This is a genomic window from Streptomyces dysideae (assembly GCF_001514305.1).
GTDB classification, from domain to species: domain Bacteria; phylum Actinomycetota; class Actinomycetes; order Streptomycetales; family Streptomycetaceae; genus Streptomyces; species Streptomyces dysideae.
This window is the reverse complement of the sequence record NZ_KQ949075.1, coordinates 494,954-508,917: the sequence shown is the minus strand read 5'-3', so window position 1 is coordinate 508,917 and position 13,964 is coordinate 494,954. Positions and strand designations below refer to the sequence as shown.

General features: G+C 70.2%; 10 protein-coding genes. 1 reads left to right on the top strand and 9 read right to left on the bottom strand.

The features are described from left to right. Positions 1-3: 3 nt before the first annotated feature. Positions 4-2,538 carry an ABC transporter permease gene (locus AQJ91_RS02275; protein ID WP_067015405.1) on the top strand — a complete coding sequence of 845 codons (2,535 nt, stop codon included), beginning with the start codon at positions 4-6 and terminating at the stop codon, positions 2,536-2,538. 33 nt (positions 2,539-2,571) lie between these two features. Here the strand turns inward: AQJ91_RS02275 and AQJ91_RS02270 are convergent, their stop codons facing one another. From AQJ91_RS02270 to AQJ91_RS02230, 9 genes are all read right to left on the bottom strand, one after another. After that, positions 2,572-3,498 (bottom strand): proline-rich domain-containing protein, encoded by a 927-nt coding sequence (locus AQJ91_RS02270; RefSeq protein ID WP_067015402.1) that lies wholly within the window; start codon positions 3,496-3,498, stop codon positions 2,572-2,574. 93 nt (positions 3,499-3,591) lie between these two features. Beyond that, positions 3,592-5,244 (bottom strand): glucose-6-phosphate isomerase, encoded by a 1,653-nt coding sequence (gene pgi / locus AQJ91_RS02265; RefSeq protein WP_067015399.1) that lies wholly within the window; start codon positions 5,242-5,244, stop codon positions 3,592-3,594. A 74-nt stretch (positions 5,245-5,318) separates the two neighbouring features. Beyond that, a complete protein-coding gene (locus tag AQJ91_RS02260) occupies positions 5,319-6,584 on the bottom strand; it encodes an MFS transporter (RefSeq protein WP_407696810.1) in 1,266 nt (421 codons plus the stop codon). Between the two features lie 147 nt (positions 6,585-6,731). After that, positions 6,732-7,067, bottom strand: a complete 336-nt coding sequence (locus AQJ91_RS02255) for an RNA polymerase-binding protein RbpA (protein ID WP_003957010.1) — start codon at positions 7,065-7,067, stop codon at positions 6,732-6,734. 200 nt (positions 7,068-7,267) lie between these two features. Next, entirely contained in the window at positions 7,268-7,498 is a 231-nt protein-coding gene (gene secG, locus AQJ91_RS02250) for a preprotein translocase subunit SecG (RefSeq protein ID WP_016826779.1), read from the bottom strand. Between the two features lie 102 nt (positions 7,499-7,600). Beyond that, positions 7,601-8,356 (bottom strand): triose-phosphate isomerase, encoded by a 756-nt coding sequence (gene tpiA / locus AQJ91_RS02245; protein ID WP_407696817.1) that lies wholly within the window; start codon positions 8,354-8,356, stop codon positions 7,601-7,603. Positions 8,357-8,398: 42 nt separating this feature from the next. Next, the gene (locus AQJ91_RS02240; RefSeq protein ID WP_067015390.1) at positions 8,399-9,610 is read right to left on the bottom strand and encodes a phosphoglycerate kinase; all 1,212 of its coding nucleotides are present in this window, start codon (positions 9,608-9,610) and stop codon (positions 8,399-8,401) included. A gap of 123 nt (positions 9,611-9,733) precedes the next feature. Continuing rightward, positions 9,734-10,741 (bottom strand): type I glyceraldehyde-3-phosphate dehydrogenase, encoded by a 1,008-nt coding sequence (gene gap / locus AQJ91_RS02235; protein ID WP_067015387.1) that lies wholly within the window; start codon positions 10,739-10,741, stop codon positions 9,734-9,736. A gap of 225 nt (positions 10,742-10,966) precedes the next feature. Continuing rightward, positions 10,967-13,918: a M14 family metallopeptidase gene (locus AQJ91_RS02230; RefSeq protein WP_067015383.1), complete on the bottom strand. Its 2,952-nt coding sequence runs from the start codon at positions 13,916-13,918 to the stop codon at positions 10,967-10,969. Positions 13,919-13,964: the final 46 nt, after the last annotated feature.

The window sequence follows — 13,964 nt, the reverse complement described above, 5'->3', positions numbered from 1 at the left end:
CCCGTGCGAGCCACCCTGCGCTGGGCGCACTCCGATCTGCGCACGCACCGCGGCGAGGCCCTGTTCCTGGTGCTCGCCACCGCCGGCATCGTCGCCTCGCTGCTGCTGGCCACGGCGCTCTTCGGATACGCCACCAACCCCTGGCAACGCGTCTTCACCCAGGCGCACGGCGCGCACGTGTGGATCCACACCGGCGAGTCCGCCGAGGCGCGGAAGCTGGCGGGGCTGGACGGCGTCGAGTCCGTCGCCGGCCCCTACCCCACCGCCTCCGCCACCCTCGCCTCCCGCGGCGCCCGCGCCTCCGTCGAACTGCGCGGCACGCCCGAGCGGCCCGGCGTCGGCCGCCCGCTGATCACCTCCGGGCAGTGGCTGGACCCGGCCACCCGCGACGGCGTGGTCCTGGAGAGCCGTCTCGCCCGCGCCCTGCTCGCCGAACCCGGCGACACCCTCACCTTCCCCGGCACGGCCCGGTCGCTGACCGTCCTGGGCGTGGCCGACAGCGCCGAGCCGCGCTACCGCCCGGGCGAGCAGCCAGGGCTGGTCTGGGCCCTCCCGTCCGCCGTGCGCGACCCCGGCGGCCAGGTCACAGGGCTGCGCCTGACCGACCCCGGCGACACGGACTACGCCGTCCAGCGCGCCGTCACCGTGCTGGGCGCCGGTGCGGTCAGCGAGGTCTCCACCTGGCAGCAGGCGCGTGCCGAGGCACAGGGCGACAACCGGCTGCTGGGGCAGGTCCTGGGTCTGTTCGGCCTGGGCGCGCTGGTCGCCGCCGGGCTCGCCGTGCACGGGGCGATCGGCACCCGTATCCGCGGCCATCTGCGTGACATCTCCGTCCTGAAGGCGATCGGCTTCACGCCCGGCCAGGTCGTCCGCGTCTTTCTGCTCCAGCACATCGCCTACGCGCTGCTGGGCGCCGTGGCCGCGGCGGCGCTCACCCAGGCCCTGGGCAGCGGGATCCCCGGACGCCTCGGAGACGCGGTCGGGGTGTGGCAGGGGCTGCCCGGGCACACGGCGGCACTGTTCGCGGTGCCGGTGGCCGCGGTGCTGTTCATCGGGGCGACCACCGGGCTCGCGGCCTGGCGGGCGGGACGCGTGCCTCCGGTACCCGTACCGCGGCCCGCGGCGGCGCCGCTGGGAGGACGGTGGTCGGGAGTGGCACGCCGAGCCCTCGGACTGCGGCCCAACCGTCGGCCGGTCGAGCGACTGTGGGACGTATTGCGCCGGGTCATCGGGCTGCGACCTGCGCCGCAGCCCACCAGCCGATCGTCGGACGGGGCGCACGAGGTCCTTGGCGTTCAGTCCGTTCCTCGGCCGGCCGCACAGCCGACGGGCGCGGTACGCCAGGCCCCCGAACCCCGGCCCACGCCTCGCCCGCCTCGCCCGACCGGTCAGCTGTCCGGTGTGGCGCAGTGGGCGCTCGGGACAGGAGTGCCGCCCGCGCTGGTGCTGGGCTGGCACCAGGCGTTCACGCGACGTCGGCGCTCGCTCGCCACGGTCGCCCGGCTCGCGCTGCCGCTGCTGCTGATCGTGGTGGCGATGAGCGCCTGGACCACCATCGACCGTTTCCACAGCAGCCCCGAGCAGATCGGCCTCCCGACCGCGCTGACCGTCCACGCCGACGCCGGCCTCGGCGACCGGGACACCCGTGCCCTGCTGGAACGCGACCCGCAGGTCGCCGTCGCCCACCCGGGCGTCGAGGTGGCGGCCCTCGTGCCGGGCCAGACGGCCACCATCGCCCTGCGCGGCCTCGGCACCCGCCAGGACCCGTATCCGTACAGCCTCGCCGAGGGCCGCCCCGCCCGTGGCCGCGACGAGGCAGTGGCCGGACAGGGACTGCTCGACCTGTTGGATGTGCGCGTCGGCGACTGGGTGCGGATGACCGTGGGCGACCAGCCGCAGATCCTGCACATCGTGGGCCGCAGCATCGAGCCGGAGAACGCCGGCCGCGTCATCTCCACGTCGCTCGACACCCTCCGCGAGAACGACCCGAAGCTCGCCCCCAGCCTCTACCAGCTCCGGCTGCGCCCCGGCGCCGACCCGCACGAGGTCGCCGACCGGCTGGCCATCGCCGGGCACGGCCACCTGGACGTGCACGCCGTGACCAATCCGGCCGACGGGCTCTCGCCGCTGCGCGGAGTCGTGGTCGGCCTGATCGCCGTCCTCGCCCTCATCGGGCTCATCGAGCTGCTGACCTCGATCGGCGGTGCCGTGCGTGAGGGCGAGCGGGATCTGCTCGCCCTCAAGGCCATCGGCCTGTCCCCGAGCCAGATCACCGCGATCACCGTCACGGCCACCGCCTGCACCACCCTGGCCGCGGTCCTCGTCGGCACGGCGCTGGGCGCACCCCTTGCGCACTGGCTGATCGATGCGCAGGGCAGGTCGAGCGGCATCGGCGCGGGGATCGCGCAGGGTCCGTCGCCCATGCTGCTCGTGCTGTTCGGCGCTGCTGCGGTGCTGGGCGCGGCCGGACTCGCCGCGCTGCCGGCGGCACGTGCGGCCAGGCGTCGGCTCGCGGACACGCTGAGCGCGGTGGCCTGAAACGCGGTGGCCTGACCGGTGCGGCCCTGCGGATCAGCCGCCGTATGGGCCGTGGGGGTTCTGCGGGTTGTACGGGCCGTATGGGTTCTGGGGCCCGGGCGGGTACGGAGTGCCGTAAGCATTTCCTTGCAGCGGGGCGTAGGGATGGCTTGGCGGGGGCCCGTAGGTATTGCCCTGCGGGTTCACCTGCGGCGGGCCGTACGGGTTCACCTGCGGCGGCATGAAGCCGTTCGGCGCGTGCGGCGGCGGTGGAGGGAGCGGCGGCAGGGTGGCCGGGTGGGCCATCAGCCGGATGCCGTAGGTCCGTCTGAGGCGGCCCATCTCCACCAGCGCGATCCACGAGACCGTCGCCGGCGCGCACAGGATGAAGGGGACGCCCAATGCGAGCCCCAGACCGTGCAGGTCGCCCGTGACAAGGTCGGTCAGCGCCATCACCCAGGACGCGGCCATGGCGAGCAGCGGCGGCAGACAGCGGTGCACCACGGCCAGCCCGAAGAAGTTGCCGGAGATCTGGTAGGCACCGGCGATCCCGAACAGGGCCATCCACATGCCCGCGAGCATGAACGGCAGCCTCGCGAGGGTGGGGAGCGGCGCCGACAGGTTGATGAGCCCCATGGTCGCGAGGTCCGCGGCGACCAGCAGCAGAAGCAGCTTGAGCGGGTTGGCGAGCGGCGCCCGCAGCTCGCGCACGGTCCCGGCGCCGGAGCGGCGCCAGAGGTGGAGCATCACGCCGACCACGACGGGAGTGACGCACACCAGGAGCAGACAGGCGACCGCCGCGTTGTCCATCATCTCCGTGAAGGCGAATCCGCCCTCGACGTAGGTGTAGACACCGAGGGCCGCGACCAACCCGGCGATGACACGGAGGTGCTTGAGCCGGTCCAGCGACGGATCCAGCGACGGCGGCACCCAGGCCGGATGGAACAACGCCCGCGCCGCTTTGTGAGGCAACCACAGCATCGACTTGCACTCCCCCGAGTGATCGTTCACATGATCGACGGAGTCTACGGGAAGCGGACGTAACGCGCCGCCCGCTTCCCGTATCCCCGGTCATCAACGGCCGCGCAGCTCCCGGTACTTGGCGACCAGGGCCTGGGTGGACGCGTCCAGGCCGGGCACGTCCGCGCCTTCGGTCAGCGCGGGCTCGACGCGCTTGGCGAGGACCTTGCCGAGTTCGACGCCCCACTGGTCGAAGGAGTCGATGTTCCAGACCGCGCCCTGCACGAACACCTTGTGCTCGTAGAGCGCGACGAGCTGGCCGAGCACCGACGGCGTCAGCTCGCGCGCGAGGATCGTGGTCGTCGGGTGGTTGCCCTGGAACGTCTTGTGGGCCACCAGCTCCTCAGGCACCCCCTCCGCGCGCACCTCGTCCGGCGTCTTGCCGAAGGCCAGCGCCTGCGTCTGGGCGAAGAAGTTCGCCATCAACAGGTCGTGCTGTGCCTTCAGTTCGGCGCTCATCTCGGCGACCGGCTCGGCGAAGCCGATGAAGTCCGCCGGGATCAGCTTGGTGCCCTGGTGGATGAGCTGGTAATAGGCGTGCTGACCGTTGGTTCCCGGCGTGCCCCACACCACCGGACCGGTCTGCCAGTCGACCTCCTGTCCGTCCCGGCCGACGTACTTGCCGTTGGACTCCATGTCCAGCTGCTGCAGGTAGGCGGTGAACTTGGAGAGGTAGTGGCTGTAGGGCAGCACGGCGTGCGACTGGGCGTCGTGGAAGTTGCCGTACCAGATGCCCAGCAGGCCCAGCAGCAGCGGCACGTTGGACTCGGCGGGAGCGGTCCTGAAGTGCTCGTCGACGAGCCGGAACCCGTCGAGCATCTCCCGGAAGCGGTCGGGCCCGATGGCGATCATCAGGGAGAGCCCGATGGCCGAGTCGTATGAGTACCGCCCGCCGACCCAGTCCCAGAACTCGAACATGTTGGCCGTGTCGATGCCGAAGTCGCCGACCTTCTCGGCGTTGGTCGACAGCGCCACGAAGTGCTTGGCGACCGCGTCCTGACCGGCCTTCAGCTCGGTGAGCAGCCAGTTGCGCGCCGAGGTGGCGTTGGTGATCGTCTCGATCGTGGTGAACGTCTTGGAGGCGATGACGAACAGCGTCTCCGCCGCGTCCAGATCGCGGGTGGCCTCGTGCAGGTCGGCACCGTCGACGTTCGACACGAAGCGGACGGTGAGGTCGCGGTCGGTGTAGCTGCGCAGCACCTCGTACGCCATCGCCGGGCCCAGGTCGGAGCCGCCGATGCCGATGTTGACGACGTTCTTGATGCGCTTGCCGGTGTGGCCGGTCCAGGCGCCGGTGCGGACCCGCTCGGCGAAGCCGGCCATCCTGTCGAGGACGGCGTGCACCCCGGGGACGACGTTCTCCCCGTCGACCTCGACCACCGCGTCCCGTGCCGCCCGCAGCGCGGTGTGCAGCACGGCCCGGTCCTCGGTCGTGTTGATCTTCTCGCCGCGGAACATGGCGTCCCGGAGCCCGAACACGTCCGTCGCGGCGGCCAGCTCGCGCAGCAGCCGCAGGGTCTCGTCGGTGACGAGCTGCTTGGAGTAGTCGATGTGGAGGTCACCGACCTGCAGTGTGTAGCCGGCGCCGCGGCCCGGGTCCGCGGCGAACAACTCCCGCAGCTGCACCGCGCCGAGCTCCTCGCGGTGCTTGGCGAGAGCGGTCCACTCGGGCATCTGGTTGAGCCTGGTACGGCCGTCTTGGTTCACTTGGACTTCAGCCTCTTTCCTACTACCTGTCCCTGCTGCGCACCTTGCCCCGCTGCCGGTCCCAACCTAATTGATCAGCGCTGGACATGAGCCGTCGTGGCGTCGTCCGGCGCAACAACAGGTACGTCCGGCTTGCGTGCCGGTATCAACGAGGTGACCGCGAGGGCGAACACCACCGCGGCCAGCAGGGCGGGTGCGTTCAGGCCGTACGCCCCCGCGACGGCTCCGCCGAGGAGGGCGCCGAGCGGGGCGCCGGAGGTGGACGCCGTGCGGAAGGCGGCGGCGATGCGGCCCAGCATGGACTCGGGGCTGCGCTGCTGCATCAGCGTGACCTGGTTGACGTTCCACACCATGCCCATGGCACCGAGCAGCAGCATGCCCACGAGCAGGGCGGCCAGGTGCGGGACGGTCCCCATCAGCACCAGGGACGCCGTCTGGACACTGCCGCCCAGCAGCAGAGCCCGGACCCGCCCGGTCCGCCGTGCGATCCGCTGGGCGAGGAGGCCGCCGGCCAGGCTGCCCGCGGCGTACACGGTCATCGCGGCCGCGTACGCCGCGTTGCCCGCGTGCAGCCAGCCCGTCACATGCAGCACCAGCGTGGCGATCAGGGCGCCCATGCCGATGTTGCACAGCAGGGTGGCCACGCAGACCGCCCGCAGCGCCCGGTCCCGCCACAGCGCGCGCACCCCCTCCCCTGTCTCAGCGCGGAGTGTGCTGCCGGCCGGACGTGGCTCCCGCTCGGGCGGCCGTACCCGCAGGGACGCCACGAGGGCGGCGGCGAGCAGATAGGTGCCCGCGTCGGCCACGAACGGCATCGCCGCCCCGATCGTCAGCAGCAGCGGCACGAACGGCCCGGCCAGCAGGCCGCCGGCCAGCTGCTGCCCGGTCATCAGCCGGGCGTTGGCGCTGCCCAGGGCCTCCTGGGGCACCAGGGAGGGCAGCAGGGCCGTGGCGGCATTGTCGAAGAGAGTCTGGAGGGTGGTCAGCGCGAAGGCCAGTGCCAACAGCAGCAGGATGGAGGCGTGCCCGAGGCCGACGGCGAGCGCGAAGCAGGCGACGAGCATGCCGCGTACCAGATCGACGGCCCACATCGCCCGCCGCTGGTCCACCCGGTCCGCGACGGCCCCACCGATCAGCCCGAAGAGCAGCCAGGGGACGTAACCGCAAGCGGTGACGGAGGCGACGACCAGCGGATCGTCCGTGAGCTGCACGGCGAGGAGCGGCAGCGCCGCCGTGCGCAGCGCGTCGCCGAAGCGTGAGACCACGGCAGCGGTCCACAGCCGCCCGAATCCCCCACGCCACGCGGGCGCATCCACGCCCGCCGCCCCTGCCGTCGCCACACGTCCCCCTCGCGGTTCGTCGATTCACAGAACCGATGAACAAACCGTAGAGGGCGCCACTGACAATCGGCCCCGGAGCGGGGGTCCGCAGGTGCGCGAAACAGCTCCGCCCAGGCACCCTCTCGGTGCCTGGCCGGCTCTCAACTCCTAGATCTCGCCCCGCAGTTTGGCGAGCGCCTCGGCGAGGATCGCCTCGCCGTCCGCGTCGCTGCGCCGTTCCCGTACGTACGCGAGGTGCGTCTTGTAGGGCTCGGTGCGCGGCGGGTCCGGCGGGTTGTCCCGGTCCTGCCCTGCCGGAAAGCCACAGCGCGGGCAGTCCCAGGTATCGGGAACCTGCGCGTCGCTGGCGAAGCTGGGCTGCGTCTCGTGCCCGTTGGAGCACCAGAAGGAGATGCGCAGCCGCGGCGCGGACTCGCCGCGCTCGGCCTCACCCATCGGCCCCGCCCCGACCCGGCTTCCTCGGATCGCGTTGCCACTTGCCACGGTCGTAACTCCCTGCGTGATGGTGCCGCGAAACGAGTCGGCGTTATCGCTTCGCCGCGAGCGCCTCAGTCTACGTAAGGCCCAACGCGCGTCCAGTGATTGGAGTTACAGCCCCCATACCTAGACGCAAGCCCCATGATAGGCCGCGCTCAGCTGCGCGTACCGAACATGGGGCCTTACGTACGGATTGTGCGTGCCGGTCAGTTGTTCACCTTCATCATGATGCCCAGCACGACAATGCACGCGAACCAGAGCAGACCGACCACGACGGTGATCCGGTCGAGGTTGCGCTCGGCGACCGAGGAGCCGCCGACGGACGACTGCATGCCGCCACCGAACATGTCGGAGAGACCGCCGCCCTTGCCCTTGTGCATCAGCACCAGCAGCATCAGCAGCAGGCTGAAGACGATCAGGGCGATCGAGAACCCCATAACCACGGCTGGACCAACTTCCTCGGATCTGGATAGACGACGGGGGCACAGCGCCACCGCTATGCCCCCGCCAGGGTACGACGGATCGCCGCTACCGCATACTCACTGGTCGCGGAAGCGCACGATCTTGACGAACTCGTCGGCGTCCAGCGAGGCACCGCCGACCAGGGCGCCGTCGATGTCGGCCTGCGCCATGATCTCGGCAACGTTGCCGGCCTTGACGGAGCCGCCGTACTGGACGCGGACCTTGTCGGCCAGCTCCTGGGTGTACAGCTCGGCGAGCTTGCCGCGGATGGCGGCGCAGACCTCCTGCGCGTCCTCGGCGCCGCAGACCTTGCCGGTGCCGATGGCCCACACGGGCTCGTAGGCGATCACGACTGACTCGGCCTGCTCGGCCGGGAGGTCCTTCAGACCGCCCTCGACCTGGGCAAGGGTGTGGGAGACGTGGTTGCCCGCCTCGCGGATCTCCAGCTCCTCGCCGACACACAGGATCGGGGTCAGGCCGTGCTTGTAGGCGGCCTTGACCTTGGCGTTGACGATCTCGTCGGTCTCGGCGTGGTACTGGCGGCGCTCGGAGTGGCCGATCGCCACGTACGTGCACTTCAGCTTGGCCAGCATCGGACCGGAGATCTCGCCGGTGTAGGCCCCGCCGTCGTGCGCCGAGATGTCCTGGGCGCCGTACTTGATCTTGAGCTTGTCGCCGTCGACCAGGGTCTGCACCGAGCGCAGGTCGGTGAAGGGCGGCAGGACGGCGACCTCGACGGCCTCGTAGTCCTTGTCGGCCAGGGCGAAGGCGAGCTTCTGGACGTGGGCGATGGCCTCGAGGTGGTTGAGGTTCATCTTCCAGTTGCCCGCCATCAGCGGCGTGCGCCCAGAGAGATTAGATGCAGCCATTAGGGGTCAGTCCTCCAGTGCGGCGAGGCCGGGGAGCGTCTTGCCCTCGAGGTATTCGAGGGAGGCGCCGCCGCCGGTCGAGATGTGGCCGAATGCAGTCTCGTCGAAGCCCAGGATGCGGACGGCCGCGGCGGAGTCGCCACCGCCGACGACCGTGAAGGCCGGGGAGTCGATGAGGGCCTGGGCTACCGCCTTGGTGCCCTCGGCGTAGTCGGGGTGTTCGAAGACGCCCATGGGGCCGTTCCAGAAGACGGTGGCGGCGTCGGCGAGCTTCGAGGCGTACAGCTTGCGGGACTCCGGACCGATGTCCAGGCCCAGCTGGTCGGCGGGGATGGCGTCCGCGGCGACGGTGTTGGGGTTCGCCGGCGCCTTGGTCTTCAGGTCCGGGAACTCGGTGGAGGTCAGCACGTCGACGGGGAGGACCAGCTCGACGCCGTTCTTCTTCGCCCGCTCGATGTACTCCTGGACGACCGGGATCTGGTCCTCCTGGAGGAGGGATGCGCCGACCTCGTACCCCTTGGCCTTGAGGAAGGTGAACACCATGCCGCCGCCGATGAGGAGGCGGTCCGCCTTGCCGAGCAGCTGGTCGATGACGGCGAGTTTGTCGGAGACCTTGGAACCGCCGAGGGCGACGACGTAGGGCCGCTTGACGTCCTCGGTGAGCTTCTTCAGGACACCGACCTCGGTGGCGATGAGGTAGCCGGCGTACTTCGGCAGCCGGGCCGGGAGGTCGAAGACCGAGGCGTGCTTGCGGTGCACGGCACCGAAGCCGTCGCCCACGTACGCGTCGGCGAGTTCGGCGAGCCGGTCGGCGAAGGCGCCGCGCTCGGCGTCGTCCTTGGACGTCTCACCGGCGTTGAAGCGCAGGTTCTCGATGACGGCGACCGAACCGTCGGCGAGGCCGGCGACCGTGGACGTGGCGGACTCGCCGACCGTGTCGGTCGCGAACGCCACGTCGGTGCCGAGGAGTTCACCGAGGCGCGCGGCGGCCGGCGCGAGTGAGAAGGCGGGGTCCGGGGCGCCCTTGGGGCGGCCCAGGTGGGAGGCGACGACCACGCGGGCGCCCGCCTCGGCGAGGGCCTTGACGGTGGGCAGGACGGCGCGGATGCGTCCGTCGTCGGTGATGACGCCGTCGGCCAGCGGGACGTTCAGGTCGGCGCGGACGAAGACCCGCTTGCCGGCGACGCCTTCGGAGAGGAGTTCGTCGATCGTCTTCATGAGTAAGGCTCCTGGGAGGGCTCGTGATCCAAGAGGGCTGATCTGTACGTGAGTCAGGGCTCGGGCAGCGCGTCCCTGCGCTGCCCGAGCCCTGCGATCACATCAAAGTGCCTGCTCTGGTGATCAGAGCTGGTTGCCGACGAAGACCGTCAGGTCGACGAGGCGGTTGGAGTAGCCCCACTCGTTGTCGTACCAGCCGAGGATCTTCACCGACTTGCCCTCCTGGACCATGGTCAGGGAGGAGTCGAAGGTGCAGGACGCCGGGTCGCTGACGATGTCGGAGGAGACGATCGCGTCCTCCGTGTAGGCCAGGTAGCCCTGCAGCTCACCCTCGGAGGCCTTCTTGAACGCGGCGTTGACCTCGTCCTTGGTGACCTCGCGCTCCAGCTCCACGACCAGGTCGGTGGCCGAGCCGGTCGGGACCGGGACGCGCATCGCGATGCCGTCCAGCTTGCCCTTGAGCTGCGGGAGGACCAGGGCGGTGGCCTTGGCGGCGCCCGTGGTGGTCGGGATGATGTTCTCGGCGGCGGCGCGGGCGCGGCGCAGGTCCGAGTGCGGGAAGTCCAGGATGCGCTGGTCGTTCGTGTACGCGTGGACCGTCGTCATCAGGCCCTTGACGATGCCGAAGTTCTCGTCGAGAACCTTCGCCATCGGCGCCACACAGTTGGTGGTGCAGGAGGCGTTGGAGATGACGTGGTGGTTGGCCGCGTCGTACTTGTCCTGGTTGACGCCCATCACGATGGTGATGTCCTCATCCTTGGCCGGAGCCGAGATGAGGACCTTCTTGGCGCCGCCGGTGATGTGCTTCTCGGCGTCGGCCTTCTTGGTGAAGATGCCGGTCGACTCGATGACGATGTCGACGCCCAGCTCGCCCCACGGGATGTCGGCGGGGTTGCGCTCGGACAGGACCTTGATGGTCTTGCCGTCGACGGTGATGGTGTCGGCGGTGTGCGACACCTCGGCCTTCAGGCGGCCGAGGATGGTGTCGTACTTGAGCAGGTGAGCGGTGGTCGCGGTGTCACCCAGGTCGTTGACAGCCACGATCTCGATGTCAGCACCCTGCTCCAGCAGCGCGCGGAAGTAGTTACGACCGATGCGGCCAAAGCCGTTGATGCCTACGCGGATCGTCACGAACCGATCTCCTCGTTGGTACGCCGGTTTCGAGACCGGCGAGCTGTATGGGATGTCCCCGACCGCCTACGACCCTACCTCTCTGAAGCGTCCGGGGTGACATCGAGATGTCCCATACCCGGCAGGGCGGTCCGTACCTGCCAGTAGGGGTACGGACCGCCCAGGCCGGAAGACCCCGTCACTCTTTCTGATTACGGAGAGTCGGCCCCTTGTGACGTCGCCGGATCACCCTTCGAGGGCCATGAGCGCCTTGCCCATCAGGGCCGTGCGGTCGGCCGCCGCGGTGACGTGCTCCAGGCCGAAGCCCAGCAGCACGGTATCGTCCGTGGTGACCGCGCCGTACGTCTGGAACAGCGCTCCGGTGCGCGCCCAGTCCTTGAGGACGGGCGGGCTGCCCGCGGGCGGTCCGGCGACGCTCCAGGCGCCGAGCGAGGTCTCGAAGCCCTCGGTCCCGGTGGCCGTGCCGCCGACGACGAGCGAGGTCTCGTCGGCGAGGACGCCGTGGCCGCCGCTGCCCGGGTCGGTGACATAGCTGATCGAGATCTCGACCGACTTTCCGGCGTACGCGCTCAGGTCGAAGCCGACCTGCTGCCAGCCCGCGGAGGAGCCGGTGAGGGCGTTCCACGAGCCGCTGGTCCCGGTCGCGGTGCAGCCACTGGCCGCCACGGTCAGGTAGTGCGTCAGCCAGGGGTGCCCGGCCGCGTAGTACCCGGCCTCGCATTCCGCCGGCACGGTGGTGCTGGTGGCGCCGCCCGCCTCGGGGAGCGTCGTCCAGTCGTCGGCGCCGGTCGTGTGGGCCTCGACCAGGACGTTGTCGTAGCCGGGCTCGGTGTCCCACAGGAGCTGCGTGCGCAGTGTGGGCTGGTCGGCGGCGCTCACCCCGGTGAGGTCGACGGTGCGGGTGAGGCGCTTGTAGGCGTTGTCGGTGTGGACGGCGGCCGCCATGTAGGAGCCCGCGTACGGGCCGTACGGGTTGACGGTTCCGGCGAACTGGCCCGCGCCCGCACTGGCGAACTGGGGGTAGGTGTCAGCGGGCAGCTCGTCCGACGTCACGCTGTACGTGCCGGCCCGGTCCAGCGGATTGCCGGTGACGTCGCCGAGCGCGCCGGTGAAGCCGCCGAGCTTGCCGGCGCCGGTGAAGCCGGTGGCTCCGGGTGTCGAGGTACGGGTGTAGGCGCCCAGGTAGTACTGGCTGAAGTCGTTGGACAGGGTGCCGCCGCCGAGGTCGACGCTGCCGCCGGCCTGCTCGCCCGCCTCGATCAGCTTGCCGCCCTCGTTGAGGAAGGCACGCAGCTGGAGCTGGGTGGCGACGCCGGGGACGCCGGCGCCTGTGTAGTGGACGACGGTGTCGAAGTGGCTCAGCACGCCGAGCGCGTCGGGTGCGCCCTGGGTGGCGACGTCCCAGACGATGGCCTTGCGGCCGTTGGCCTTGAGCGCGTCGACGTACTTCTGCGCCTGTGTGGCGGTCGCGCCCTCCTCGGCGACCACGAGGGTGCTCGCCTTGGGCCGTTCGGCCACGGTGTAGGTGAAGTGCTCGCTGGAGACCGGCTTTCCCCTCTTCGTCTCGCCGGTGAACCACACCTCGACCTTGTCGCCGGGGTCGCCGTCGGCGGTCCTGGCCCGGTACTCGTCGAAGTAGAGGTTGTCCTCACCGCCGTACGTCTCGCCGCCCTTCCAGTGCCTGAGCGCCATGTCCTCCGTACGGCCGCCGTTGACACGGTACTTGAGCTCCTTGTCGCGCACGGACTTCCGTACGACGACGGAGATCTCCTGGTCCGCGCCGCGGGAGTACGAGGTGGTGAACGCGGCCGGGGTGAAGTCGGCGGCGCTCAGGCCGACCGCGGAGGACGGCCGGTCGGGGTGGGCGGCGGTTTCGGCGACGGAGAGCGCGAACGGGATGTTCTTGGCGAACTCCTGCTGGATCAGCTTCTCGTCGTCCGGGAAGTTGAACACCGACTGGCAGTCGGCCGCGTTCCACTGGTCGTCCGGGTCGAGGCCGGACGCGGTCTGGCAGGTCGACATCTCGGGGGTGAACATCGCCATGCCGTTGACGTTCGAGGCATGGCCGTCGGCCTCGCCGTTGGTGGTGTACAGCTCCGAGGAGACCTGCGGGTGGTAGCCGGGGACCGCGGGGTTGTCCGGGGTGCCGGCGAGCGCCTCGTAGATGACGTCGTCGGGGGTCTCGGTGGCCACCTGCCAGCCGACGCCGTAGAGGATGAGTTCGGCGGCGGAGTGGTAGTTGATGCCGTACTTGAAGCCGATCCGCTTCTCGAAGGCGTCCAGCGCCTGTGTCTCGGGCTCGGAGCCGGGGACCGCGCCGCGGTAGGTCTGGCTGGCGGGGTTGGGGGACGAACCCTCGTTGTCGTAGCCCCACTTGTAGGCGAAGTTGCGGTTGAGGTCGACGCCGTCGCCGGTGCCGATGGTGCCGTCGCCGTTGTTGTCGCGCATGTTCTTGCGCCACAGGCGGGTGTCGGTGTCCTGGAAGGTGTAATCGTAGCCGTCCGGGTTGGCGGACAGGACGAACCACAGTTCGGTGGAGTCGACGACCTTCTTGATGCGCTTGTCGGTCTTGTAGTTGTCGATGTAGTGGTGCATCAGGCGCCGGGTCATCTCCGGCGTGATCCACTCGCGCGCGTGCTGGTTGGAGAGGTAGAGGACGGCTGGCTTGGAGCCGTCCTTGGTCCTCTTCGCGCCCTTGGTGAGTTTCAGGGCGAGGATGTCCTGGCCGTTGACCGTCTTGCCGATGGAGACGACCTTGGTGAGGCCGGGGTTCTGCTGGCCGGTCCTGACGATCTCCTCCTTCAGGCCGCCGCTGCCGCCGTACGGGCGGTAGACGCCCTCGGCGGCGTCCTCGACGCGGTTCTCGGCCTTGGCGGAGAGGGTGTGTTCGGTGAGCTCGACGCCCTTCTTCTCGAGCTTCTCGGCCTGGTCGTCGGTGAGGTAGACCTCGACGGTGGCCGTGCCCTTCTCGGGCGCCTGTTCGCTGAGTTCGTGGCCGTCCTGGCCGGCCGCCAGCAGCAGGGGTACCTGCTGCTTGGTGACTTCCGCGTAGAAGACCTTGACTTCGCCGGGATCGGGAGAGCCCTCGCTCTCCGCCGCGAGTGCGATGGGTGCGAGTGCCGCGCCGCCGATCAGGAGTGCGCCGACAGCGAGGATCGATCTCGCTCTGTGTCTCATGAACCCCCCTAGCAGTTGTCCGCCACAGCAGCGAACAGAAGCCAGG